This is a genomic window from Nocardioides palaemonis (genome assembly GCF_018275325.1).
Taxonomy (GTDB): domain Bacteria; phylum Actinomycetota; class Actinomycetes; order Propionibacteriales; family Nocardioidaceae; genus Nocardioides; species Nocardioides palaemonis.
This window is the reverse complement of record NZ_JAGVQR010000001.1, coordinates 1-24,760: the sequence shown is the minus strand read 5'-3', so window position 1 is coordinate 24,760 and position 24,760 is coordinate 1. Positions and strand designations below refer to the sequence as shown.

At 73.4% G+C, this 24,760-nt stretch carries 20 protein-coding genes and 1 pseudogene; 11 read left to right on the top strand and 10 right to left on the bottom strand.

The features are described 5' to 3' along the window. Window positions 1–1,395 carry a sensor histidine kinase gene (locus KDN32_RS00105; RefSeq protein WP_307853581.1) on the top strand — a complete coding sequence of 465 codons (1,395 nt, stop codon included), beginning with the start codon at window positions 1–3 and terminating at the stop codon, window positions 1,393–1,395. Here KDN32_RS00105 and KDN32_RS00100 read toward each other — a convergent pair. The 5 genes from KDN32_RS00100 to KDN32_RS00080 form a co-directional block, all read right to left on the bottom strand. After that, entirely contained in the window at window positions 1,392–2,675 is a 1,284-nt protein-coding gene (locus KDN32_RS00100; RefSeq protein ID WP_211730106.1) for an anthranilate synthase component I family protein, read from the bottom strand. The two genes, KDN32_RS00105 and KDN32_RS00100, sit on opposite strands and share 4 nt — an antisense overlap. Continuing rightward, the gene (locus KDN32_RS00095) at window positions 2,668–3,234 is read right to left on the bottom strand and encodes an anthranilate synthase component II (protein ID WP_211730105.1); all 567 of its coding nucleotides are present in this window, start codon (window positions 3,232–3,234) and stop codon (window positions 2,668–2,670) included. Before KDN32_RS00095 ends, KDN32_RS00100 begins: the two co-directional genes overlap by 8 nt. A 15-nt stretch (window positions 3,235–3,249) precedes the next feature. Further along, window positions 3,250–4,938, bottom strand: coding sequence for a sulfatase-like hydrolase/transferase (locus tag KDN32_RS00090; RefSeq protein WP_211730104.1), 1,689 nt, complete (start codon window positions 4,936–4,938; stop codon window positions 3,250–3,252). A 252-nt stretch (window positions 4,939–5,190) separates the two neighbouring features. Further along, window positions 5,191–7,098 carry an anthranilate synthase family protein gene (locus KDN32_RS00085; RefSeq protein ID WP_211730103.1) on the bottom strand — a complete coding sequence of 636 codons (1,908 nt, stop codon included), beginning with the start codon at window positions 7,096–7,098 and terminating at the stop codon, window positions 5,191–5,193. A gap of 44 nt (window positions 7,099–7,142) precedes the next feature. Beyond that, a complete protein-coding gene (locus tag KDN32_RS00080) occupies window positions 7,143–8,219 on the bottom strand; it encodes an NAD-dependent epimerase/dehydratase family protein (protein WP_211730102.1) in 1,077 nt (358 codons plus the stop codon). Window positions 8,220–8,301: 82 nt separating this feature from the next. Here KDN32_RS00080 and KDN32_RS00075 point away from each other — a divergent pair, with 82 nt between their 5' ends. Both KDN32_RS00075 and KDN32_RS00070 read left to right on the top strand, forming a co-directional pair. Further along, a complete protein-coding gene (locus tag KDN32_RS00075; RefSeq protein WP_211730101.1) occupies window positions 8,302–9,291 on the top strand; it encodes a DMT family transporter in 990 nt (329 codons plus the stop codon). An 18-nt stretch (window positions 9,292–9,309) separates the two neighbouring features. Next, window positions 9,310–10,225, top strand: a pseudogene (locus KDN32_RS00070) (IS5 family transposase). Window positions 10,226–10,235: 10 nt separating this feature from the next. Here KDN32_RS00070 and KDN32_RS00065 read toward each other — a convergent pair. From KDN32_RS00065 to KDN32_RS00045, 5 genes are all read right to left on the bottom strand, one after another. Further along, window positions 10,236–11,051: a LamG domain-containing protein gene (locus KDN32_RS00065; protein WP_211730100.1), complete on the bottom strand. Its 816-nt coding sequence runs from the start codon at window positions 11,049–11,051 to the stop codon at window positions 10,236–10,238. A gap of 110 nt (window positions 11,052–11,161) precedes the next feature. Further along, on the bottom strand, window positions 11,162–13,378 hold the full coding sequence (locus KDN32_RS00060; RefSeq protein ID WP_211730099.1) for a HelD family protein: 2,217 nt from the start codon (window positions 13,376–13,378) through the stop codon (window positions 11,162–11,164). A 148-nt stretch (window positions 13,379–13,526) separates the two neighbouring features. After that, the gene (locus KDN32_RS00055) at window positions 13,527–13,952 is read right to left on the bottom strand and encodes an anthrone oxygenase family protein (protein ID WP_307853580.1); all 426 of its coding nucleotides are present in this window, start codon (window positions 13,950–13,952) and stop codon (window positions 13,527–13,529) included. After that, a complete protein-coding gene (locus KDN32_RS00050) occupies window positions 13,949–14,653 on the bottom strand; it encodes an SDR family NAD(P)-dependent oxidoreductase (protein ID WP_211730098.1) in 705 nt (234 codons plus the stop codon). The genes KDN32_RS00055 and KDN32_RS00050 overlap by 4 nt, the downstream gene beginning before the upstream one ends. A 68-nt stretch (window positions 14,654–14,721) precedes the next feature. Further along, a complete protein-coding gene (locus KDN32_RS00045; RefSeq protein ID WP_211730097.1) occupies window positions 14,722–15,480 on the bottom strand; it encodes an enoyl-CoA hydratase-related protein in 759 nt (252 codons plus the stop codon). Window positions 15,481–15,545: 65 nt separating this feature from the next. Here KDN32_RS00045 and KDN32_RS00040 point away from each other — a divergent pair, with 65 nt between their 5' ends. From KDN32_RS00040 to KDN32_RS00005, 8 genes are all read left to right on the top strand, one after another. Continuing rightward, a complete protein-coding gene (locus KDN32_RS00040) occupies window positions 15,546–17,099 on the top strand; it encodes a molybdopterin-dependent oxidoreductase (RefSeq protein ID WP_211730096.1) in 1,554 nt (517 codons plus the stop codon). A gap of 225 nt (window positions 17,100–17,324) precedes the next feature. Then, a complete protein-coding gene (locus KDN32_RS00035; RefSeq protein WP_211730095.1) occupies window positions 17,325–17,990 on the top strand; it encodes a fasciclin domain-containing protein in 666 nt (221 codons plus the stop codon). Between the two features lie 37 nt (window positions 17,991–18,027). Next, window positions 18,028–18,633: an ECF RNA polymerase sigma factor SigK gene (sigK, locus tag KDN32_RS00030; protein WP_211730094.1), complete on the top strand. Its 606-nt coding sequence runs from the start codon at window positions 18,028–18,030 to the stop codon at window positions 18,631–18,633. After that, window positions 18,630–19,361 (top strand): anti-sigma factor, encoded by a 732-nt coding sequence (locus KDN32_RS00025; RefSeq protein ID WP_211730093.1) that lies wholly within the window; start codon window positions 18,630–18,632, stop codon window positions 19,359–19,361. Before sigK ends, KDN32_RS00025 begins: the two co-directional genes overlap by 4 nt. Next, window positions 19,358–21,382: an FAD-dependent oxidoreductase gene (locus KDN32_RS00020; RefSeq protein ID WP_211730092.1), complete on the top strand. Its 2,025-nt coding sequence runs from the start codon at window positions 19,358–19,360 to the stop codon at window positions 21,380–21,382. The genes KDN32_RS00025 and KDN32_RS00020 overlap by 4 nt, the downstream gene beginning before the upstream one ends. Next, window positions 21,379–22,728 (top strand): SAM-dependent methyltransferase, encoded by a 1,350-nt coding sequence (locus KDN32_RS00015; protein ID WP_249216318.1) that lies wholly within the window; start codon window positions 21,379–21,381, stop codon window positions 22,726–22,728. The genes KDN32_RS00020 and KDN32_RS00015 overlap by 4 nt, the downstream gene beginning before the upstream one ends. Before the next feature lie 8 nt (window positions 22,729–22,736). Then, on the top strand, window positions 22,737–24,059 hold the full coding sequence (locus KDN32_RS00010) for an SAM-dependent methyltransferase (protein WP_211730091.1): 1,323 nt from the start codon (window positions 22,737–22,739) through the stop codon (window positions 24,057–24,059). Window position 24,060: 1 nt separating this feature from the next. Continuing rightward, a partial coding sequence (locus KDN32_RS00005; protein ID WP_211730090.1) for a DUF1295 domain-containing protein occupies window positions 24,061–24,760 on the top strand: 700 nt, incomplete at its 3' end.

Below are 24,760 nucleotides of genomic sequence, written 5' to 3'. Positions count from 1 at the left end.
GTGAGGTCCGGCACGGCCTGGCCCGACGGGCGTTGGCACTACCGGCGCTCGCTGGCCTCCCGCGTCGCGGTGCTGACCACGATGGTCCTCGGTGTCTCGATCGCGGCCATGGCGCTCACGGCGTTCATGGTGATGCGCCAGCAGCTGATGAGCTCGCTGGACCAGTCGCTGCTCGACCGCGCGCACAAGGCGACCGCCAACACGACGCTGTCCCTGCTCACCGTGAAGGGCTTCCCGCCCTGGATGCTCGGCGCCGCCGACGTCCGGGTCATCTTCATCACCGCCGACGGTGTCGCCGGGGCGGACATCCCGCACTTCACGCTCGGCCAGCCCGAGTACGACGTGATGACCGGGCAGCGTTCCTCGGCGGTGCGCACGCTGGTGACCGAGGAGGGCGAGCGCTACCGCGTGGCGACCGTGCAGGCGGGTCGCGGCGAGGCGCTGATCCTCGCCCAGCCGCTCGCCGCCAACGACCGCACGCTGGAGAAGCTCAGCGGGGTGCTCTTCGTCTTCGGTGCGCTCGGCGTGCTCGCCGCGCTGCTGGCGGGCTGGCTCGTGGCCCGCAACGGCCTCCGACCCGTGCGGCGGCTGACGTCGGTCGTCGAGCGGATCGCGGTCACCGAGGACCTCCGGCCGCTGCGGGTCGAGGGCGACGACGAGGTCGCGCGGCTCGCGACCGCGTTCAACCAGATGCTGCTGGCGCTCGCCGCGTCCCGCGACCGCCAGCGCCGCCTCGTCGCGGACGCCAGCCACGAGCTGCGCACGCCGCTCACCTCGCTGCGGACCAACCTCGACCTGCTGCGGCAGGCCGAGGGCAACACGGCTCTGCCGGCCCAGGCACGCCTGGAGCTGCTCGACGACGTCCGCGGCCAGATCGAGGAGCTGAGCGCGCTGGTCGGCGACCTCGTCGAGCTGGCCCGCGACGAGCCGATGACGCGCACCGTCGCGGAGGTCGACCTCGCCGCGGTCGTCGAGCGCGCGGTGACCCGCGTACGCCGTCGCGCCCAGGGCATCGCCTTCGACGTCGAGCTCGCACCGTGGCGCGTGGTCGGCGACGCCAGCAGCCTCGAGCGTGCGGTGACCAACCTGCTCGACAACGCCGCGAAGTGGAGCCCGACCGAGGGCACCGTGACGGTCCGGCTCGGCGACGGCGTGCTGACCGTCGACGACCAGGGCCAGGGCGTCGCCGAGGCCGACCGCCCGCACGTCTTCGAGCGCTTCTACCGGGCGGAGGAGTCGCGCGCCATGCCCGGGTCGGGGCTCGGGCTCGCGATCGTGCGCCAGGTCGTCGACCGGCACGGCGGCCGGGTCGACGTCACCGGGGCGCCGGGTGGCGGTGCGCGCTTCGCGCTCTGGCTGCCGGGCGTCGACGCCGCCGCCACCACGCCGGTCTAGCCGAAGACGCGCAGCAGCCGCTCGGCCTTCCACCCCGCCTCGGCCCACTCCTCCGCGACGTCGGAGCGCACCGTGATCCCGCCGCCGGTGCCGAGCGTCCAGGTCCCGCTCCCGTCGGTCACCAGGGAGCGGATCACCACGCCGAGGTCGGCGGGACCGTCGCCGCTGATCCACCCGAAGGCGCCGGCGTAGACCCCGCGCGGCGTCGACTCGACCTCCTCGATGACCTCCATCGTGCGCCGTTTGGGCGCCCCGGTCATCGAGCCCGCCGGGAAGAGCGCACGCAGCGCCGCGACGGTCGAGACGTCGTCGCGCAGGCGCCCCCGCACGGTCGAGACGAGCTGGTGCACCGACTCGTAGGACTCGACCTCCATCAGCGCCGGCACCTCGACCGAGCCGACCTCGCAGACGAGCGACAGGTCGTTGCGCAGCAGGTCGACGATCATCAGGTTCTCGGCGCGCGTCTTGGGGTCGGTCGCGAGCCGCTGGCGCTGCGCCTCGTCGTCCTCGGGCGTCGTCCCGCGCGGGGTCGTGCCCTTGATCGGCTTGGTCTCGAGGTGCCGGCCGGGGGTGACCAGGGCGTAGCGCTCCGGCGAGCTCGACAGCAGCCAGGCCCGTGCCCCGTCGACGTCGTGCTGGAGGAAGCCGGCGTACGGCGCGGGGTTGAGCGCGCGGAGCCGGAGGTAGGCCGACACCGGGTCGAGGTCCTCGTCGATGCTGACCCGGTGGGTCAGGTTGACCTCGTAGGAGTTGCCGGCGTGCAGGTGCTCCTGGACGCGCGCGAACGCCGCGGCGTACGAGTCGGTCACACCCGCCCCGGTGGTTGAGGCGCGAGGAGCGCCAGCGACGAGCCTCGAAACCTCCGACTCCAGTGGCCTCGAGGCTCGCTCCGCTCGCACCTCGACCACCGAGGTGGGGTCGTGCTCGAAGACCCGCACCCCCCGCGGGCGCATCCAGACGGCGTCGGGGAGGCGGGGGTCGGGCGTGGCGGGGAGGTCGGTGCGCGCGGCGTGGCCGAGGTAGCCGAACCACTGCTCCCCCGCCGCCACCTCCGCCTCGAGCACGGCGAAGACGTCGTCGCCGACGACCTCGGAGTCGCCGCCGACGTGGCGGCGCACCTCGCGTCGGGCCGCGGAGAAGGAGAGCGAGACGTCGTCGTCGTCGAGCCACCCGATGATCGAGCGGCGGCCCGACCACTCGCGGGCCCCGCCGCCGTCGAGCCAGAAGCAGCGCCGGTGCGCGGCGGCGACGTCGGCGAAGAAGGAGACCGGGTCAGGCATCGGCGAGGAACCTCCGCACCATCGCGTCCCCGTGCGCCGACAGCACCGACTCGGGATGGAACTGCACGCCCTCCAGCGCCAGCTCGCGGTGGCGTACGCCCATCACGACGCCGTCCTCGCTCCAGGCGGTGGCGACCAGGCAGTCGGGCAGCTCGACCGCCGCCAGCGAGTGGTAGCGGACCGCGGCGAAGCCCTGGGGCAGCCCTGCCAGCACGCCGGCGCCGTCGTGGGTGATCGCCGCGACCTCGCCGTGGGCGGGTCGCACCCGCGCGACCGTGCCGCCGTAGGCCGTCACCAGGCCCTGCATCCCCAGGCACACGCCCAGCACGGGGCGGGTCCCCGCAAGGAGGACGTCGCGCCCGACCGCGAAGTCGGCGACCGACGCAGGGTGGCCGGGGCCGGGCGAGAGGACGACGTGGGAGTGGGCCAGCACCTCGTCGGCGGTGACCTCGTCGTGCTGCACGACCCGGGGCAGCCGGCCGGTCACGCCCGCCACGAGGTGCACCAGGTTCCACGTGTAGGAGTCGTGGTGGTCGACCACGATCACGTCCGGCTGCACGCTGCGAGGTTAGTGCTACTGGCGCACCACCCGGCACCCGTCGGTGAGCGGCTGGTCGCCGCGCTCGGTGCAGCTGTCGAACGCGGCGAGCTTGGCCATCAGCGTCGCCACCTGCGCCTGGCTGCGCCGCGCCGTGAAGGTGTTGCGCCGCTCGAAGGGGTCACGGCGGTAGTCGTAGAACTCGTAGCCCCACTCCGTGCGGGTACGTCGCGGGTCGAGGTCGAAGCGCGCCAGCAGCGCGGTGCGGCTGCGGACGGCCGTGAAGGACGGGATCCGGTCGAGCTCGGCGCCGGTGAACGCGGCGTCGGGGTCGTGCCCGCCGAGGGTCTGCTGGGTGTGCTCGAGGAAGGCGTAGGACTGGCGCACCAGCCGGGGCTGGGTGAGCGTCGGCACGAGCGAGAGGCCGCTGCGGTAGGCCGGAGGCGTCAGCCCGGCGAGCTCCTCGAAGGTCGGGGCGAGGTCGATGTTGCTGGTGACCTCGCGCCGCTTGCCGGGCACCACGCCCGGCCCCGTGACCAGCAGCGGGACGCGTACGTCGGTGTCGTAGGGCGTGCCCTTGCCGCGGCCGAGCCCGAGCTGGCCGAGGTGGAAGCCGTTGTCGGAGGTCAGCACGACGTAGGTGTCGGGGCCGACCGTGCGCAGGATGCGGCGCACCAGCCGGTCGGCCGACTGCGCCATCCGCGCGCGGTCGCGCAGGTCGCGCTCGGCCACGGCCCGGGACAGCGTCGGGACCGTGTTCCACGCACGCGCCTTCGAGCCGTCGGCGGCGCGCGGCCGGTTGTCGCGCGCCGGGTCGCCGAAGCCGGGCAGGTCCTCGACGGTCAGCTTGCTGCAGGCGACCCGTCCGCACGACCGCTCGCCGGTGCGGTCGCGGAACATCGGCGGGAAGAGCGGGTCGCCGGGGTAGTAGCCCTGCGGCTGGGTGCGGTTGTGCGGGGCGTAGACCGCGACCTCGAGGAAGTACGGCGCGTCGCCCCGCTCGCCGCGACGCACGGCGTCCATCGCCAGGTCGCCGATGACGGTGCCGGCGTAGGCCCGGTCCTTGGCCGCGTCGGACGCGGACGTCGGCGGGGCGGGGTGCTGCGTGACGCGCATGCGCTGGTCGACGACCGACGTGCTGGCGAAGTCCCACCCGTCGTAGGCGGAGCCGAAGACGGCGTTGAAGGTCGACCAGCCCGGCACCACCGGCGGCAGCGCCCGGCCGGGCACCCACTCGTACTCGTTGAGGAACTTGCCGACGAACGACGTCGTGTAGCCGGCCTCCTGCAGGCGCAGGTTGAACGCGCGCTCGGGGTTGCCGTGGGTGTCGTAGGCCGGCCAGCCGCCCAGCATCGAGGTGCCGTCGTGGGAGGTGTTGGTGCGTACGCCGGTCTGGTGGGGGTACTGCCCGGTGAAGAAGCTCGAGCGCGACACGCAGCACAGCGAGTCGGTGACGAAGGTGTACGGGTAGCTCGCGCCGGTGCGGCGCATCTGCTGGGCCGAGCGCATCGTCTGGACCAGGTCGGCCGAGAAGTCGTCGAGCATCACCACGACGATGTTGGGCTGGCCCGCCCGGGCGGCCGGCGCCAGCTCACCCACCGGCCGCGGCGTGCTGCTGGGGCGCGGCGGCGGCCGCTCGTCGGTCGTGGTCGTCGTCCCGGGCGCGCCGCACGCCACCAGCGCGAGCAGGCACACGCCTGCCCAGACCCTCCTGAAGTGGTGCACCTGTCCCCCGTCGTTCCCGTTCGGCTACCCAGAGTGACGCCCACCGACGCGATTGGGTTGCCTCACACGCCGAATGAATGTCTAGTCGATGACTCGACAATAGCTCACCCGGACCGGCATCTGAGGACGTCCTGCAGCCGGGCCGGGCGGTTCGACCTGCACCCCGTCCTCAGACGTCAGGGGAGGGGCGGAGGTCGCACTCCGTCACTCCGTGGTTGAGGGGGCCGCGGGGCGGGACGCGAGACAGGGACCTCAGGCCAGCAGCTCGCGGACCGCACTGTGGATCAGGTCGCGGCCGTTCTCGGTGAGGATCGACTCGGCGTGGAACTGGATGCCGCGGAAGTGCGGACCGGCGATCGCGTGGACGTCGCCGGTGGCCTCGTCGGCCTCGACCCGCAGTCCGACCGACACTGTGCCGGCCGGCAGGCCCGCGGCCGGCACCCGGCCGACGAACGTGTTGTAGAACCCGACCCGCTCGGTGCGCCCGCCGAGCCGCACCGGCGACTGCGTGCCCTGGAACACGACGTCCTTGTAGGCCAGGTCGAGGCCGAGGCGCTGGCACAGCGTCTGGTGGCCGAGGCAGACGGCCAGGAACGGCTGGCCGGCGGCGAGCAGGTCGTCGACCGCGCGGCGGAAGGCGGCGATCTTGGGGTGCTCGCCCTCCCGGGGATCGCCCGGGCCGGGACCGACGACGACGAGATCGGCGCCGTCGAAGGCACCGGTCGCGTAGTCCTCGTGCCGCACGACGGTCGAGGTCATCCCGAACGTCCCGAGCACGTGGACGAGCATGTTGACGAAGTCGTCCTCGCCGTGGAGGACCACGGCGGTACGGCCCGCGAGGGACGGGTCGGCCGGCTCGCCCGCCTGGTCGGTCAGCCAGAAGCGGGAGAGTCGCTGGTTGCGGGAGCCGAGCGCGAGCACGACGTCCTCGTCGCGGGCCAGCTCGGCGATGTCGGCGCCGTCGGTGGTCGCGGCCGGCGCGAGCCCGAACGCGCTGAGGATGCCGCCGGCCTTGGCGCGCGTCTCGGCCACCTCGTAGGCCGCGTCGGAGTCGCGGACCAGGGTCGCGCCCGCAGTGACCTTGAGCTCGCCGGACGGCGAGACGTCGGCGGTGCGGATCAGGATCGGGCTGTCCATCGTCGGCGTGCCGTCGGGCGAGCGACCGAAGAGCGCCAGCGCGGCGCCGTAGTAGCCGCGCCCCTCCGGCTCGTAGTCGGCGATCAGCCGGCACGCGTTCTCGACGGGCGCGCCGGTGACGGTGGCGGCGAACATCGTGTCGCGCAGGATCTCGCGGTGGTCGCGGTGCGAGCGCCCGGCCAGGAGGTACTCGGTGTGGATCAGGTGCGTCATCGGCTTGAGGAACGGCCCGAGGACCTGCCCGCCCTCGTGGCAGACCTCGCACATCATCTTGAGCTCCTCGTCGACGACCATGAAGAGCTCGAAGACCTCCTTCTCGTCGGCGAGGAACTCCAGCAGGCCGGCCTTGAGCTCGTCCCCGGACAGCCCGCCGACGCGGAAGGTGCCGGAGATCGGGTTCATCCGGACGTCGCCGGAGCGCACCGACACGTGTCGCTCCGGGGAGGCGCCGATGAGGAACCGCTCGCCGGTCCAGAAGCAGAACGTCCAGTACGCCCCGCGCTCGCGCTCGAGCAGCCGGCGCAGCACCGTCAGGGCCTTCGTGGCGTCCCAGTCGGCGAGCACGGCGCGGTAGTGCCGTCCGATGACGAGGTTGGCGCCCTCGCCCTGGCCGATCTCGTCGCGGATGATCGCCTCGACGACGCGGCCGTAGTCCTCGTCGCTGGTGGCGAACCCGCCCCGGTCCGCGAGCTCGACCGGTACGTCCGGGAGCGCGGCCAGCAGGTCGTCGACCGACACCTCGTGCTCAGCCTCGATGTCGACCACGGTCAGCGGCGCGCCGTCGTCGATCGCGGCGAACCCGCGCTCGGCGACCTGCCGGAACGGCACCGCGACGAGCCGGTCGGCGCTGCGGCCCGGCTCGGGCGCGCCGGTCTCGAGCGGGATGTCGAGCAGCGAGGCGACCTCGTGCGGCGTGCCACCCACGAGGCCCGCGGTCGGGGCGGCCTTGCGCCGGATGACCGCCCACGCGCCGTACCCCTGGATCTGCTCCAGGAGGTCGGTGACGGCGGGCTTCTCGGTCATGGCGGAAACCCTACGGCGGGGCTTCGGCGGTCGGCCGGGGTGTCTCAGTCCAACTGAGTGGCGATCCATTCCTGCAGCCCGGCGACGCCCTCGCGCAGACCGACGCGCGGCGACCAGTCGAGCGCGCGGAGGGTGTCGTCGACGGTGCAGGACGCGTGCCGGACGTCGCCGTCGCGGTACTGGCCGGTGACGTGCGGCTCGGGAGCGGAGTGGTAGGCCGCGATCTCGCGGGCGAGGTCGCCGATGGTGGTGCGGACGCCGCTGCCGACGTCGAGGGTGCGCAGGTGGCCGGCCGGCGGGGCCGCGATCGCCGCGACGAGCGCGCTGACCACGTCGTCGATGTGGACGAAGTCGCGGGTGATGTCGCCGTCCTCGTAGAGCGGGATCGAGCCTCCCTCGCGGGCCAGCCGCGAGAAGAGGGAGACGATGCCGGTGTAGGGGTTCGACAGCGACTGCCGCGGGCCGTAGACGTTCTGCAGCCGCAGCACCGACAGCCGGGTGTCGTGGGAGCCGGTCCACGCGGAGAGGATCTGCTCCTGGGCGAGCTTGGTGGCGCCGTAGACGTTGATCGGGCTGGGGTGGGTGCCGGCGACCGAGTTCGGCACGTGGGTCGCGCCGTCGCCGTGGTCCCAGCGGCCGGCCTCGAGCTGGGCGTGGGTGCGCAGACCCGGCTGGAAGGTGGACCCGTCGGGGTTGCGCCACACGCCCTCGCCGTAGACCGCGCGCGAGCTGGTCAGCACGACGTGGGCGGGCACGTGCCCGGCGCGGGTGAACGCGTCGACGAGCTGGGTGGTGCCGACGACGTTGACCAGGCCGTGGCGGGTGCTCTCCGAGAGCGACTGCGCGGTGCCGGTCTCCGCGGCGAGGTGCACCACCGTGTCGGGGCGCAGGTCCGCGACGACGGCGTCGAGGTCCGCCGCGCTGGTGACGTCACCGACGCGCAGGTCGACCGAGGCGGGGAGGTCGGCGGGCGGGACGGAGCCGGGGTGGACCTGCGGGTGCAGGTTGTCGAGCACGACCCAGCGCTCGGCGCTGTCGGCGAGCGCACGCGCCAGCGTCGTGCCGATGAACCCGGCGCCCCCGGTGACGAGGATGCGTCCGACGGTCTGCGAGGAAGCCACGGCCTCACCCTAGATGTCCCCGGGCGACCGACAGCCGGAAACGCAGGTGCCCGGCCGCGTGGCCGCTGGCACACTCGCCCGCATGACGACGCAGACCGGCCTGCGTCGTCCCGCGCCGTCGCACCTGCGCGGCCTCGTCGAGGTCGGCGCCGCGAGCGTCCTGTGGGGCACCGGCGGGCTCGCCGTCCAGCTGGTCCGCGAGCACGAGCCGCTGTCCCCGATCGCCGTCAGCGCGTGGCGGATGACCCTCGCCGCGGCCGTCCTCCTGCTGGCCACGCTGCTCACCCGGCGCGGCCCGCTGCTGCTCGCCCTCGCCCGGTCCCGACCGCGCCAGGTGCTCACGGTCGGGGTCGGCACCGCGGCCTACCAGGCTTTCTACTTCGTGTCGGTCACGCAGGTCGGCGTCGCGGTGTCGACCGTCGTGAGCCTGGGCCTGGCACCCGTGCTGCTCACCGTCGCGGAGGCGGTGCGCGCGCGGCGGGCGCCGGCACCGTCACGGCTGGCCGTGCTCGGCGCGGCGCTGGTCGGACTGGTGCTGGTCAGCCTCGCCGGCACCGACGCCGCGACCGGCCCGGACCCGGTGGCGGGCGTGCTGCTCGCCGTCGCGAGCGGGACGACGTACGCCCTCACGACGGTCGCGGGCGGGTCGGTCTCGCGCGAGGCCGACCCCGTGGTGCTGACCAGCGCGATGACGCTCGTCGGCGCGGTCGTGCTGCTGCCCTCCCTCGCCCTGGTCGACGGGCCGCGCACGACGACCGACCCGCAGGCGCTGCTGTGGCTGGCCTACCTTGGGCTGCTGACGATGGCCCTCGCCTACGTCCTGCTCTACTCCGGCCTCCGGGTCGTCTCACCCAGCACGGCCGTCACGGCCAGCCTGGTCGAGCCCGTGACGGCCGCGGTCGTCGCGGCGGTCGTGCTCGCGGAGCCGCTCGGGCCCACGGCGGTCGTCGGGATCGTGCTGGTGCTCGCCGCGGTGGCCGGCCTCGGGCGGCCCGCCGCGGCCGCCGGGCCCCTGCTGCCCGGTGCCGAGCAGGGCGCGGCTAGGGCGTGTCTCCCAAGTCCGGGCTGGTAGGGCTGTTTTGATGCGGTCATGTCTCGCGAACGGGTCCTGACCGACGCTCAGTGGGAGCGGATCGCGCCGTTCATGCCGTCGACGGACGGCGTGAAGTCCCGGCCCTTCCGCGACCACCGCCAGGTCGTCGAGGGCGTGATCTACCGCTTCCGCACCGGCATCGCATGGCGCGATCTCCCGTCATCCTTCGGGCCATGGCAAACGGTGTGGAAGCGCCACCACCGCTTCTCCACCGACGGCACATGGGACAAGATCCACGCCCGCCTCCTCGCCGAGGCAGACGCCGCAGGCGACATCGACTGGATGGTCAGCGTGGACTCCACCATCAACCGCGCCCACCAGCACGCCACCACCCTGCGCCGCGTCGAGGAGCCCGCCGGCCGCCGCGCCAAGCACGACACAGGGGGCTGATTCGAACTACAAGAATCCGCGGGAAGAACCACCCGATCACGCCCTGGGCCGTTCTCGCGGAGGCTTGTCGACGAAGATCCATCAACTCGTCGACGGCCGCGGACGACCACTCGTGGTCAACCTGACGCCCGGCCAAGCCGGCGACTCGCCAATGCTGAAACCGATGCTGGCACAGCTCGCGATCAAGCGCCTCGGACCAGGCCGTCCCCGGACCCGCCCCGATGCACTGCTGGGCGACAAGGCGTACTCCTCCCGCGCGATCCGGACCGAGCTCCGCACCCGCGGGATCAAAGCCGTGATCCCGCAGCCCTCCGATCAGATCCGGCACCGCAAGAACCGCGGATCCGCGGGCGGCAGGCCTCCAGGCTTCGACGCCAAGACCTACAAGGGACGCAACGTCATCGAACGGTCCTTCAACGACCACAAGCAATGGCGCGGGATCGCCACCCGCTACGACAAGCTCGCAACCGTCTACCGAGGAGCGGTCGTCCTACGAGCCATCACCATCTGGCTCGCGACTTAAGAGACACGCCCTAGGGGACCTTGACGTCGACGTTGACCCAGTCGACCAGCATGCTGGCGCGGGTGCCGCCCTCGCGGACGTACTGCGGGAGCACGTCCTTGTTGGACAGCCGCAGGTGGATCGGCGCCAGGTTGCCCGGGACGCGGCGCAGGTCGGGGGTCGAGGTGATCGAGTAGACCTCGTTGCCGTAGGCGTCCTGGGCGAAGTAGCGGACGGTGTCGCCGCCGACGGTGAACTCCGCGCCGTAGACCCAGTAGGCCTCCCAGGGCTTGAGGCCGGCGGCGAACAGGTGCCCGACGGGCGCGAGGTCGGCGGGCATCCCGGCGGCCGCGCAGGCGCCGCCGTCGACGCTGTCGCCGACCTGGTCGTAGCAGATGTGCGAGCCGAGCTGGGCGCCCGTCGTCTTCATCGGCCCGTAGCTCTCGATGACGTCGATCTCGCGCGGGTCGGTCGGGCTGGGGTGCTGGATCCAGAGGGCGGAGTAGTTGGCGCCGGTGTCGGGCATCCAGATGCTCGACGACACCCGGACCTGGGTGCCGGTCGGCAGGGTCCACCCGGGGTTGGTGCGGATCTGCGAGAGCCGCGCGACGTCGAGCTGGCCGGCACCGTTCTGGACCCCGGTGCTCCAGCCCGGGATGACGTGCCACTGCTCGGGCCACGCGCCCGCCGGTCCGTCGAAGTCGTCACGGAAGACCGTCTCCCAGCCCCACGTCGGGGCCGGGTCGGAGTCGACGGTGTCGCCCGGGGCGAGACCCGCCTGGGCGGGCGCACCCACGAGCAGGGACAGCAGCACCGAGACGGCGAGCAGCAGCGCGCGGACGGGCAAGGAGCGACCCTTCTGGACGTGGTGCGGACGGACGAGGACCCGAGAGACTGAGCGGAGAAGACTACGGGGAGACGATGACGGGCTCACGTCCGGGGACGGGCGCCGGCCGGTCAGCCGACCGTGGTGAGCAGCTGCGTCGCGCGGGTGAGCACGACGTAGAGCGTCGCCCGGCCGGTGGCGGACTCGTCCTCGATCTCCTGCGGGGTGACCACCACGATGCCGTCGAACTCCAGGCCCTTGGTGTCGAGGCCGGTGAGCACCACGATCCGGTCGTCACCGCTGGGGGTGACGGTCGAGTCGACGGCCGCGCGGGCTCCGGCCGCGTCGTCCGCGTGCTCGGGCCACGACGCCAGCCAGGCGTTGACCTCCGAGCGGCGGGCGACCGGCACGACGATGCCGACGGTGCCCTGGACGCGGTCGGCGATCGTCGTCACGGCCTCGCGCACGGCGGCCTCGAGGTCTCGTGACGGGCGCTGCGCGCCCTCCTCGACCAGCGAGTCGCCGGCCAGCGACACGACGCGCGGCTCCTCGCCGGTGCGGCGCACCGCGTCGGGGAGGTCGGCGTCGAGGCCCACGCGGCGGGCGTAGTCGGCGGCGAAGGCGTAGATCTCGGCCGAGTTGCGGTAGTTGGTGGACAGGTGGAACTCGTGGAGCTCCTTGCCCTCCAGCGCCTCGGCGCGCGCGGCGGCGGCCTCGGGGGCGTCGGGCCACGACGACTGGGCGGGGTCGCCGACGATGGTCCAGCTGGCCGTGCGCCCGCGACGACCGACCATCCGCCACTGCATCGGCGTGAGGTCCTGCGCCTCGTCGATCAGGACGTGGGCGTAGCCGTCGTCCTCGATGCGGTGGGTCGGCGGCGCCCACTGCCGCCCGCCCGGTGCGTACTCCCGCTCGGAGATCGTGGTGAGCTCCTGCAGGTCGACGCCGCCCTCGAGCAGGCCGGTTTCGTCGAGGTCGCGCTCGTCGTCGCTGCGCTGCGGCACGTCGCCGATCGCGTAGCGCAGCTCGTCGAGGAGCGGGACGTCCTCGATGGACAGGTCGCCGGACGACCACGACTTGGTGAGCAGCAGCTGCTCCTCGCGGCTCACGACGCCCTCGCCGACGCGGGCGAGGAACTCCGGCTCGCGCAGCCAGGAGAAGACCGTCTGGGCGTCGAGCGGCGGCCACCACGCGGAGGCGAACTCGACGAACCCGGCGTGGCCGAGCATGTCGTCCTCGAACGACTCGCGCCCGCGCTCCTTGCCGCGCTCGCCGGTCACCTGGCGCCACATCGCGTCGAGCAGCGTCTTGGCGACCCGCGGGAGCTGGCGGTTGCGGCGTCCCTGCGACATCAGCTGGCGGCGCAGCCGGCCCAGGAGGCCGGGGTCGAGCACGATCGTCTCGTCGCGCCAGTAGATGCGGAAGCTGGTGGGCGCGCCCGGGGCGTGCTGGCGGGCGGTGCGGCGCATCAGCTCGGCCATCCGGGTGGCGCCCTTGACGTCGGCGACCGCCGGCTCGTCGTGGCGGGTCGCGCGGACGCCGCCGACGACCTCGCCGAGCGAGCGCAGCGCGACCGCGGTCTCGCCGAGGCTGGGCAGGACCCGCTCGATGTAGCGCATGAAGACGCCGCTCGGGCCGACGACCAGGACGCCGCCGCCCTCGTAACGGCGGCGGTCGGAGTAGAGCAGGAACGCCGCGCGGTGGAGCGCGACGACGGTCTTGCCGGTGCCCGGGCCGCCGGAGATCGACACGACGCCCTTGCCGGGCGCGCGGATCGCCTGGTCCTGCTCGGCCTGGATGGTCGCGACGATCGAGTGCATCGAGCGGTCGCGCGCCCGGGAGAGCTGCGCCATCAGCGCACCCTCGCCGACGATCGGCAGCTGGGTCTCGGCCTCCTGGTCGAGCAGCTCGTCCTCGACGCCGACCACCGTGCGGTGCTGCGAGCGCAGCACCCGGCGGCGCACGACGCCCTGCGGGGTGGCCGCGGTGGCCTGGTAGAAGACGCCGGCGGCGGGCGCGCGCCAGTCGATCAGCAGCACGTCGCGGTCGGCGTTGCGGACGCCGATGCGCCCGATGTAGCGCGGCTCCGCGTCGATCTCCGGGTCGAGGTCGAGCCGGCCGAAGACCAGGCCCTCGTGGGCGGCGTCGAGCTGGGCGATCCGCTTGGCGGCCTGGAAGACCATCGCGTCGCGCTCGACGAGCCCGCCCTCGTGCTCCAGCTTGCCGCGGTTGCGCCCCTCGGTCGCCAGCGCCCGGGCGTTGACCATCGACGCCTCCAGCTGCACGTAGACCTCGTCGACGTACGCCTGCTCCAGCGCGATCTCGCGCGCCTCGAGCTCCTCGCTCACCCTCTGCTCCTCATCCCCCGAGACCACTGCCCGCACCCTCGGGCAGACCGGAAAGCGTACCGGTGCGGACCGACGACCACCGACTTGCCGGCGATCGGTGGTACGGGGCGACCGGCCGCCGCGACCGGGCACCGCTGCCGGTGCGGTCTCACCCGGCCAGCAGCGCGCCGACCAGGCAGACCGCGGCCCCGAGCGTCCGCACCCGGTCGGCGCGGTCGAGCCGGCCCAGCAGCGCGGGCCGCCCGGCCGCCGGCTCGGAGGACAGGCGGCCGTGGGTGGGCGCCGCGACCACCGCGGTCGTGCCCACCGACAGCGCGGCTCCGGCGACGGCGAGCCACACCCCGGCGTCCTCCGGCCGGGTCGCCACCGACCACGCCAGCACCCCCACCAGCGGAAGGTAGGCCACGGCGACGACGGGCGTGATCCGGCTGGAGTGCTTCTGGTGCGCCGTGGCCCAGCGCTCGTCAGGGACGTCGCCCAGCGCGGGGTAGACCACGAGGTCGACGGTCAGCTGGAACCCGAGGTGGAGCGCGGCCACGACGAGCAGCCAGGGCAGCGGTTCGGCGAGGCTCACCCGAAGGCCTCCGCGGGCAGCTCGACCTCACCGGCGGCGAGCCCGTCGACGATCCGACGGGCGACGTCTTCGGGGGCGAGGCCCTGCGGCAGGCGCGGGGCGGTGCCGGCGAGCGGACGTCCGGCCAGGCCGGTCTCGGTGTGCGGCGGCCGGACGTCGACGACGGTGACCCGCGAGCGCCGCAGCTCGGTGCGCAGCGCCGCGTCGACGGCGCTCAGCGCGGCCTTGCTCGCGGAGTAGGCGGCCATCCCGGCCATCGGCCGCTCCGCGACGACCGCGGACAGCTGGGCGACGAAGCCCTGCGACTGCTCCAGCAGCGGGAGCACCCGCCGCAGCAGGAACAGCGGCCCGACGACGTTGGTGAGGAAGAGCTCCTCGACCACCTCGTCGGGGGTCTCGACCAGCGGCCCGAACGCGACGACCCCCGCCGCGTTGACCAGCCCGTCGAGGCCGCCGAGGTGCTCGCGGGCGGCTGCGACCACGGCGTCGCCGGCGGTGGCGTCGCCGAGGTCGGCCACGACGGGGATCCCGGCGCCGAGGGCGGCGAGGCGGTCCGCGTGCCGCCCCACCACGAGCAGGCGGGCACCGCGGCGCTCGAGCTCCGCCGCCACGAGCGACCCCAGGGCACCGGTCGCCCCGACGACAGCGACCCGCGCTCCGTCGAGGTCACGCTCCGCCGCGCCCTGCCTGCCGATCGCCATCACCGTCTCCTCTCGAGGGGTCCTGTGACCTTCTCCGTCCGGGACGGGTGATCGGATGCGTCCGGCGGCTACTTCTTCCGCGCCAGGAAGGCCGTCATCGCCTCGCGGGCCTCGTCGCTGGCGAAGAGCCGCGCACTGGTCGTGGCCATCTCGTCGCCGAGCACGTCGATGCGCGCGACCAGGTCGCCGTTGAGGATCCGCTTGGACTCCCGCAGGCCCTGGGGGGCGCCGGTGGCCAGGCTCGCGCAGATCGCGGCGACCTCGTCGTCGAGCCGGTCGGCGGGCACCGCCTTCGTCACCAGGCCGTACGCCGCCGCCTCGGCGCCGGTGAAGACCTCTCCGCCGAGGGTGGTCAGCGACGCCGACCGCGGGTTCATCCGGTGGTGGACGGTCAGGCTGATGATCGCGGCGGCCAGCCCGAGCTTGACCTCGGTGAGCGCGAAGGTCGCGTCGTCGGCGCTGACCGCGACGTCCGCGGCCGCGATGATCCCGATGCCCCCGGCGCGCACCGCGCCGAGGTTCTTGGTGACCACCGGCTTCTCGAGCGTCACGATGAGGCGCTGCAGGTCGACGATGCGGCGCGCGCCCACCTCCATCCCCTCGGTGGTCGCCTCGGAGAGGTCGGCGCCGGAGCAGAAGACCTTGCCCGAGCTCTCGACGAGGACGACGCGGACGCTGTCGTCGCTGCCGGCCCGCTCGAGGTGGGCGTGGAGCTCGGTCACCAGCTGCTTGCTGAGCGCGTTGCGGTTGGCCGGGCTGTCGAGGGTGAGGGTCGCGACGGCGTCGGAGACGGCGTAGTGGACCAGCTCGGTGGAGGCGTCGGTCATGGCGCCATCCTGCCGCACCCCGAGGCAGCGCCCATCCGCCTCCGTGCCCGCTCCGAACACCCGGCATGGACCACACCACGACGACCTCTGCGCCCGAGCCGGGCTGGCGGCGCACCCGCCACGCGGCGTACGGCGTGCTGGCCACCCTCGTGGGACTGGCGGCCGCGCACCTCGTGGCGGCCGTCACCGTGCCGGCGGCGTCGCCGGTCCTGGCGGTCGGCTCGACGGTCATCGACCTCACCCCCACCCCGCTGAAGGAGTGGGCGATCCGGCAGTTCGGCAGCGCCGACAAGCTGGTCCTGGTGGGCTCGGTGACCGTGGTCGTGCTGCTCCTGGCCGCGCTGGCCGGCGTGCTGAGCGCGCGCCGCCCGACCGCCGGCCTGCTCGTCGTGGTGGGCCTCGCCGGCGTCGCCGGCGTGCTGGCGGTGCTCCGGCCCCAGGCCGGCCCGCTGGACCTCCTGCCCGCCCTGGTCGCCGCGATCGTGGGCGCCGCCTCGCTGTGGTGGCTGCACCGCGTCGACGACCGGGGCTCCGAGGGATCGCCGCCTGGGCCCGGCGGTCCGACCCGGCGCGGGGTCGTGCTGGCGACCGGCGGCCTCGCGGCCGCGGCCGTCGCAATGGGGGGTGTCGGTCGCTGGGTCACGTCCTACCGCCTCGGCGGGACGGACGTCGCCCTGCCGACGCCGAACGACCCCGCGCCGCCTCTCCCGAAGGGACTCGAGGCCACCTACTCCGGGATCAGCCCGCTCCAGACCCCCACTGCCGACTTCTACCGGGTCGACACCCGGCTCACCCTGCCGACGGTGGACGTCGACTCGTGGACGCTGACCATCGACGGTGACGTCGAGAAGGAGGTCACGCTGACCTTCGACGACCTGGCGAAGATGCGCACCATCGAGCGCGACATCACCCTGACCTGCGTCTCCAACGAGGTGGGCGGCCCCTACGTCGGCAGCGCCCGCTGGCTCGGCGTGCCCCTGAAGGACGTCCTCGACCTCGCCGGCATCGATGCCACGAAGGCCGACCAGATCCTGTCGACCGACGTGGACGGCATGACCATCTCGACCCCGCTCGACGTGGCCCTCGACGGCCGCGACGCGATGATCGCGATCGGGATGAACGGCTCGTCGCTCTCGCGCACCCACGGCTTCCCGGCCCGCATGGTCGTTCCCGGCCTCTACGGCTTCGTCAGCGCCTGCAAGTGGATCACCCGCATGACGCTCACCACCTACGACGAGCAGCAGGCCTACTGGACCGAGCGCGACTGGGCGATCGACGCCCCGATCAAGCTGTCCAGCCGCATCGACACCCCCAAGCCGCTGTCCGAGAGCAAGGCCGGGAAGGTCGTGGTCGGCGGGATCGCGTGGGCCCAGCACGTCGGCATCGAGCGGGTCGAGGTCCGCGTCGACGGCGAGGCCTGGAAGCCGGCCACCCTCGGCCCGCAGGTCACCGACGACTACTGGCGCCAGTGGTACTTCGAGTGGGACGCCACACCCGGCCAGCACTTCCTGGCCTGCCGCGCGGTCAACAAGGACGGGGACGTGCAGACCGACGTCCGGATGACGCCCTTCCCCGAGGGCTCCAGCGGCGTCCAGGAGATCTCGGTCAACGTCGCCTGAGCAGCTCGCGCACCCCCTACCCCGGCGGGCGGTGCGTGGCGCAGGTCCTGAGCCTCCAGGACCTGCGCCACGCTCCGCCCGCCGTGCTGTCGTGCACCTGTCCAAGGATTGTCCAAAGTTTTTTCCGGAATCACCCATCCGCCTCCCGAGGGGCGCCGAACACCTTTCGACAGCGGGCCCACCAGGGCCCACTCGCCCGGTTCCACCCACCGAAAGGGACTCCCCATGAACACCAAGCTCCGCACCCGCTCGATGGGCCTCGCCGCCCTCGCCCTGACCGCGTCGATGGGCCTGGCCGCCTGCGGCAGCGAGGACGACACCACCAGCGCGTCCGACGAGACCACCTCGAGCGCCTCGCCCAGCGAGTCGATGTCCGAGTCGCCGATGGAGTCCGAGTCCGCCGAGCCGGCCTCCGACGCTCCGTTCGGCCCCGGCTGCTCCGGCGTGCCGACCGACCCGAGCGACCCGGGCTCCGTCGAGGGCATGGCCCAGGACCCGGTCGCCACCGCCGCGTCCAACAACCCGCTGCTCAAGACGCTGACCGCCGCGGTCAAGGAGGCCGGCCTCGTCGACACGCTCAACTCGACGGACAACCTGACCGTGTTCGCGCCCACCGACGACGCGTTCGCCGCGATCCCGAAGAAGGACCTCAACGCGCTCCTCGCCGACAAGGAGGCCCTGACCAAGGTCCTCACCCACCACGTCATCGGCGAGCGCCTCAGCCCCGAGGACGTCGCGGGCGAGCACGAGACCCTCGCGGGCGACATGCTGACCGTCGACGGCTCCGGCGAGGACTTCACCATCGGTGACGCCAGCGTCGTGTGCGGCAACGTGCAGACCGCCAACGCCACGGTCTACGTCGTCGACCAGGTCCTGATGCCGCAGATGTGATCTCGTCTCCCGACGAGCACTACGCAAGGATGACCACGTGAACCACGTGAAGCCTGTACCGGACGGGGCGCCCGAGGGCGCCCCGTCCGGGGGCGAACCAGCCCAGCTGGCCGACCTGCTCCGGCGGTCCGCCCTGGGTGACGAGACGGCCTTCGCCGAGCTCTACGACGCGACCTCCGCGCGGGCGTACGGCCTCGCGCTCCGCGTCGTGCGCAACCCGGCCCACGCCGAGGAGGTCGTCCAGGAGGCCTACCTCGACGCCTGGCGCTCCAGCACCCGCTACGACCCCGCCCGGGGCAGCGCGGCCGGCTGGCTGCTGACCATCGTGCACCGCAAGGCCGTCGACCGGGTCCGCTCGGTCGAGGCGGCCACGGCGCGCGACGAGACGTGGAACCGCGAGACGACGCCGACCGACCACGACCAGACCGCCGAGGCGGCCCACGCGTCCCTCGACGCGGCCCGGGTCCGCAACGCCGTCGCCACGCTGACCGACGTACAGCGCCGCGCGGTCGAGCTCACCTACTTCGGCGGCTACACCCACACGGAGGTCGCCGCACTGCTCGACGTCCCGTTGGGCACCGCCAAGACACGTATCCGAGACGGACTGATCCGCCTACGCGACCTGATGGGAGTGGCCTCATGAGCAGCGACCTGCACAAGCTCACGGGCGCGTACGCCGTCGACGCCCTCGACGACCTCGAGCGGGCGCGCTTCGAGCACCACCTCTCCTCGTGCGAGGACTGCCGCGCCGAGGTCGCCGAGCTGCGCGAGACCGCGGCGCTCCTCGCCGACACGACGGCCGTCGCGCCGCCCGCGTCGCTGCGCGAGTCCGTCCTGGCGGGCATCTCCCAGGTCCGTCCGCTCCCTCCCGAGGTCCCCGCAGCCGCTCCCGCCGCCGACGAGACCCACGGTGGGCGGCGACGGTGGACGCCCTTTCTGGTCGCGGCGGCGCTCGCCCTCATCGTCGGCATCGGCGCGGCGGTGACCCAGCCGTGGGCCGGGCCCGAGGGCGGCAACCTGACCGCTGCCGAGCAGGTGCTCCAGGCCGACGACGCCCGGAAGGTCGTGCACGACCTCGGTGACGCCGGCCGGGCGACGGTGACCTGGTCGAAGGGTGAGGACCGCGCGGTCATCACCACCGAGGACATGGTCTCCGCCCCCGACGGCAAGGCCTACGAGCTGTGGTTCGTCGGGAAGGACGGCAGCTACACCTCCGCCGGCCTGATGCCGGACGCCGCCGACCAGACCGTCGTGCTCGACGGCACGACCGCCGGCGCCGCCGCGGTCGGGATCACCGTCGAGCCCGAGACCGGGTCCGTCCAGCCCACCACCGACCCGATCGCCGTCTTCGACCTGACGCAGGCCGCATGAGCGGCACCGCTCCGCGACGCATCGCCGTCGTCGGCTCCGGCGTGGCCGGGCTGACGGCGGCGTGGATCGCGTCGCGCACCGCCCACGTCACGCTCTTCGAGGCCGACGACCGGCTCGGCGGCCACGCCGACACCCACCGCGTCCCGACGCGCGAGGGCGAGCTGGCGATCGACACCGGCTTCATCGTCCACAACCGACGCACGTACCCGACCCTGCTGCGGCTCTTCGCCGAGCTCGGCGTCGAGACGCAACCGTCCGAGATGTCGCTGTCGGTCGACGACGCCGGCACCGGCGTGCAGTGGGCCGGCGCCCTCGGCCCGCGCGGGCTGTTCGCCCGCCCGTCGTCGCTCGTCTCGCGCGACCACTGGCGGATGCTGCTGGAGATCCCGCGCTTCCACCGGCGCGCCCGCGCCGTCCTGGCCGCCGCCGACGACTCCCGCCCCGACGACCAGACGCTGCGCGACTTCCTCGCCGAGGGCGGGTTCTCCGAGGGCTTCCTGCGCCACTTCATGGAGCCAGTCGTGGCCGCCGTCTGGTCGTGCGACCCCGCCACGTCGCTCGACTACCCCGCCCGCTACCTCTTCGCCTTCCTCGAGCACCACGGGATGCTGAGCGTCTTCGGCTCGCCCGAGTGGCGCACCGTCACCGGCGGCTCCGGCACCTACGTCGCCAAGGTCGCGGCCGGCCTGCAGGAGATCCGGCTGGAGACCAAGGTGACGTCCGTGCGCGAGGTCGCCGACGGCGTCGAGGTCACCGACGGCAGCGGTGCGACCACGCCCTTCGACGCGGTGGTCATCGCCACGCACCCCTCGCACGCGCTCGCGATGCTCGAGCAGCCGACCGACCTCCAGCGCGAGCTGCTCTCGGCGATGCCCTACAGCTCGAACCCCGCCCTGCTGCACACCGACACCTCGCTGCTGCCCGACGCCACCGGCGCCCGGGCGTCGTGGAACTTCCACCGCCCTGCGAGCGAGCTTGCGAGCTCGCAGACCGGTGCGGTCACGGTCACCTACGACCTCACCCGCCTGCAGCGGCTCCCCACCGACACCCACTACCTCGTCACGCTCGGCGGCGAGGACCTCGTCGACCCGACGACCGTGATCGACCGCATGGAGTACGAGCACCCGCTCTACACCCCCGAGTCGGTGGCGGCGCAGCGCCGGCTGCCGGAGATCGACACCGACCGGATCGCGTTCGCCGGGGCCTACCACGGCTGGGGCTTCCACGAGGACGGCGCCCGCTCGGGTCTCGCCGCCGCGACGCGACTCGGCCTGCCGTGGACCCGCGCCACCCACGTGCTCCCGGCGCCGGGACGCTTCGAGACGACCATCCGGCACACCCGTCGCTCACCGTTCCGACGCAGCTTCGAGCACACCTCGACGACGTGGCTCGTCGACCTCGACGACCTGCCCGACCACGGCCGCCTGGCGCGGTTCGAGGCCCGCGACCACCTCGGGTCGCCGGAGCGGTCGCTGCGCGCCAACGTCGAGGCGTTCCTCGCCGACAACGGCGTCTCCCTCGGGTCCGGCGAGCGGGCCGGCACGATCCTCATGGCCGCGCAGCCGCGCTCGCTCGGCTACTGCTTCAACCCGATCACCGTGTTCTGGTGCTTCGACGACCAGGGCGCCCAGGCAGGTGTCGTCATCGAGGTGCACAACACCTACGGCGACCGCCACGCCTACCTCGTCCACCCCGACGAGCAGGGCCGCGCGACGACCGACAAGGCGATGTACGTCTCGCCCTTCCACGGCGTCGACGGCACCTACGAGATCGCGGTGCCGGTCCCGACCGACCGGCTGCACGTCGCGGTCACCCTCCGCGGCCACTCCCACCGGCACGCGGGCGACTCGGCGCCCTTCAGCGCCAGCCTCACCGGCACCCGCAGCGACGTCCCCCTCCGCCGGACCCTCGGTGCGGCGCTGCGCGGCAGCGCGCTGATCCGCGCCCACGGCACCTGGCTGTGGGCCCGCCGCCTGCCGGTCCGCCCCCGTCCCTCCCACCGTCAGGAAGGTGTGCGATGACCCTCGAGAAGGATCGCCCCGCCGAGCCCCGTACCCAGGGCATGCCCGCACTCGAGCAGATCACCCCGGGACCGCGCACCGCGGTCTCCGCTGCGGTGGCCAAGCGGCTGTTCCTCGCCGCGGTCTCCCGGCTGCAGGTGACGGTCGTCGAGGAGCCGACCGGCCGCCGCCACGGCCGCGGCGGGCCCGAGATGCGCCTGCACCGGCCCGAGGAGTTCTACGCCCGGCTCGGCCGTGACGGCCTGATCGGCTTCGGCGAGGCCTACCTCACCGGAGCGTGGGACGCCGAGGACCTGGCCGGGTTCCTCACCGTGCCGGCCGCGCGCATCGCCACGCTCATCCCGAAGCCGCTGCAGCGTGCCCGCGCGCTGGTCACGCCCCGGCTGCCGAGCCACCAGCGCAGCACCGAGGAGAACAGCCAGGCCAACATCTCGCACCACTACGACCTGTCGAACGACCTGTTCCGGCTGTTCCTCGACGAGACGCTGAGCTATTCGTCCGCCCTGTTCGACACCTCGGTCCGCACGGCGCCCGCCGCCGCCGGGTCCGTGGCCGAGCACCTCGTCGCCACCCCGCCCGAGCCGGTCGACCACGACGACCCGCGCCGCCACGGACCCGACCTCGCCGAGGCGCAGGGCCGCAAGATCGAGCGCATGCTCGACGAGGCCGGCGTCACCGAGGGCACCCGCGTGCTCGAGATCGGCACGGGCTGGGGCGAGCTGGCGATCCGTGCCGCTCGCCGCGGCGCGAGCGTCCACACCATCACCCTGTCGGTCGAGCAGCTCGAGCTCGCCGAGGAGCGGATCGCCGCGGCCGGCTTCTCCGACCGCGTCGAGGTCGAGCTGATGGACTACCGCGCGCTCGCCGGGTCCGGTCGCCGCTACGACGCCGTGCTGTCGGTCGAGATGATCGAGGCCGTGGGCCACGAGTTCTGGGGCACCTACTTCGAGACCATCGACGAGGTGCTCGCCCCGGGCGGCCGGGTCTCGATCCAGGCGATCACGATGCCGCACGACCGGATGCTCGCCACCCGCGACAGCCACACGTGGATCAACAAGTACATCTTCCCCGGCGGCTTCCTGCCCAGCGTCGAGGTGATCGACGAGATCACCCGTCGCGACACCACCCTGCGCCTGGTCGACCAGCTCGAGATGGGCAGCCACTACGCCGAGACGCTGCGCCGCTGGGACCGCCGGTTCCTGGGCCAGCGCGAGGCGGTGCTGGCGCTGGGCTTCGACGACATGTTCATGCGGGTGTGGCACTTCTACCTCGCCTACTCCCAGGCTGGGTTCGCCGCCTGCTACATCAACGTCTCCCAGCTGACCTTCACCCGAGAGGACCGGTGACGGGCCCCGTGACCCAGACCGACCCCCGACCCACGACCGCCGGCACGACGAGCGGTGGTGTCGCGGACCGCCTCGCCGAGGCGGTGCGTCCCTTCATCGGCGGCGACCTGCCGGTGCGCCTGCGCGCGTGGGACGGCTCCGAGGCCGGCCCGGTCGAGGGCCCGCTCGTGGTGCTGCGCTCCCCCGACGCGCTGCGCCGGCTGCTGTGGCACCCGGGCGAGCTCGGCGCCGCGCAGGCCTACGTCACCGGCGAGCTCGACGTGCCCGAGCAGGACGGCTGGGACCTCGGCTCCGCGCTGACCCACGCGTTCGCGGTCGGGCAGGAGCGCGGCCTGTCGGGCGTACGCCTCTCGCCGCGGGCCCTCGTCGACGCGATCCGCACCGCCGCCGGCCTCGGCGCGCTCGGTCGCCCGCCGGCCCCGCCCGCGTCGCAGGCACAGATCAAGGGCAAGCTGCACAGCCTCGCGCGCGACCGGTCGTCGATCAGCCACCACTACGACCTCTCCAACGAGTTCTACTCGTTGATCCTCGAGCCGCAGATGGCCTACTCCTGCGGCTACCACGCCACCCCCGACGTCCCGCTCGAGGAGGCGCAGCGCGCCAAGCTCGACCTGGTCTGCACCAAGCTGGGGCTCACGCCCGGCATGCGGATGCTCGACGTCGGCTGCGGCTGGGGCTCGCTGTCGCTGCACGCGGCCGAGCACTTCGGCGCGCAGGTCACGGGCGTGACGATCTCGGCGGAGCAGAAGAAGTTCATCGACGCGCGGATCGCCGAGCGCGGCCTCGCCGACCGGGTGGAGATCCGGCTGCAGGACTACCGCGAGGTGCCCGAGCGCGACCACTTCGACGCCGTCGGCTCCCTCGAGATGGGCGAGCACGTCGGCGCGCTCAACTACGACACCTACGTCGAGGTGCTGCGTCGCGCGGTGAAGCCGGGCGGCCGGGTGCTGGTGCAGCAGATGTCGCGCCAGGGCGCGGGCGGCGGCAAGCACCCCGGCGGCGGCCCGTTCATCGAGTCGTTCATCGCCCCCGACATGACGATGCGCCCGGTGGGCGAGACCGTCGACCTCATCGAGGCCGGCGGCCTCGAGGTGCGCGACGTGCACGCGCTGCGCGAGCACTACGTCCTCACCGTCCACGGCTGGCTCGAGCGGTTCGAGGCCAACCTCGACGCGATCCGCGCGCTCGTCGGCGAGGAGGTCGTCCGGGTGTGGCGCCTCTACCTCGTCGGTGGCGCGCTGGCCTTCCGCGACGGCCGGATGGGCGTCGACCAGATCCTCGCGGTGCGCCCCGGCGCGCCGCACACCCTCCCGCCGGTCCGGGAGTGGTGAGGTGCTGACCCAGGCGGTCGTCGCGATCCTCGCCGCCGCCGTCGTCATGGGGTCGACGGCGGCGGTGAGCAAGCGGCGCGACCGCGTCGCCGACGTCGACGTGGCGTGGGGGCTGTCCTTCGTCGCGATCGCCGTCGCCCTCGCGCTGGTGTGGCCCGACGCCCACTCCTGGCTGCTCGCGCTCCTCGTCACCGTCTGGGGCGGTCGGCTCGCGATCCACATCGCCCGCCGCTCCCGCGGCCACGGCGAGGACCCGCGCTACGAGGCGATGCTCGGCGGGCCGGGCTGGCACGCCGGCGCCGCGAAGGTCCTGCTCCGCGTCTTCGGCACGCAGGCGCTCGTCGCGTGGATCATCTCCTTCCCGCTCGTCGTCGGCGCCGCCTACGACGTGCGCTGGTGGCCGGTCGTCTGGGTCGGTGTGGTCGTGTGGGCGGTCGGGCTCTACTTCGAGGTCGTCGGCGACGCCCAGCTCGAGGCCTACAAGGCCAAGCCGCGCGAGTCGCGCCCGAAGATCCTCGACACCGGCCTGTGGGGCTGGACCCGCCACCCCAACTACTTCGGCGACGCCTGCGTCTGGTGGGGTCTCTGGATCGCCGGCGCGCTGTCGCTGGGCTGGGTGCCCGGGCTCGCGACGGTCTTCGCGCCCGCGGCGATGACGTTCTTCATCCGCAACGTCACCGGCGCCAAGCTGCTCGAGAAGA

What these genes read in the sequence shown, in the direction of transcription:
- KDN32_RS00100 (WP_211730106.1), bottom strand. Translation starts at nt 2,675, where the DNA reads ATGCCTGACCCGGTCTCCTTCTTCGCCGACGTCGCCGCCGCGCACCGG.
- KDN32_RS00085 (WP_211730103.1), bottom strand. Translation starts at nt 7,098, where the DNA reads ATGACCGAGAAGCCCGCCGTCACCGACCTCCTGGAGCAGATCCAGGGG.
- KDN32_RS00075 (WP_211730101.1), top strand. Translation starts at nt 8,302, where the DNA reads ATGACGACGCAGACCGGCCTGCGTCGTCCCGCGCCGTCGCACCTGCGC.
- KDN32_RS00050 (WP_211730098.1), bottom strand. Translation starts at nt 14,653, where the DNA reads ATGGCGATCGGCAGGCAGGGCGCGGCGGAGCGTGACCTCGACGGAGCG.
- KDN32_RS00045 (WP_211730097.1), bottom strand. Translation starts at nt 15,480, where the DNA reads ATGACCGACGCCTCCACCGAGCTGGTCCACTACGCCGTCTCCGACGCC.
- KDN32_RS00040 (WP_211730096.1), top strand. Translation starts at nt 15,546, where the DNA reads ATGGACCACACCACGACGACCTCTGCGCCCGAGCCGGGCTGGCGGCGC.
- KDN32_RS00035 (WP_211730095.1), top strand. Translation starts at nt 17,325, where the DNA reads ATGAACACCAAGCTCCGCACCCGCTCGATGGGCCTCGCCGCCCTCGCC.
- KDN32_RS00025 (WP_211730093.1), top strand. Translation starts at nt 18,630, where the DNA reads ATGAGCAGCGACCTGCACAAGCTCACGGGCGCGTACGCCGTCGACGCC.
- KDN32_RS00020 (WP_211730092.1), top strand. Translation starts at nt 19,358, where the DNA reads ATGAGCGGCACCGCTCCGCGACGCATCGCCGTCGTCGGCTCCGGCGTG.
- KDN32_RS00015 (WP_249216318.1), top strand. Translation starts at nt 21,379, where the DNA reads ATGACCCTCGAGAAGGATCGCCCCGCCGAGCCCCGTACCCAGGGCATG.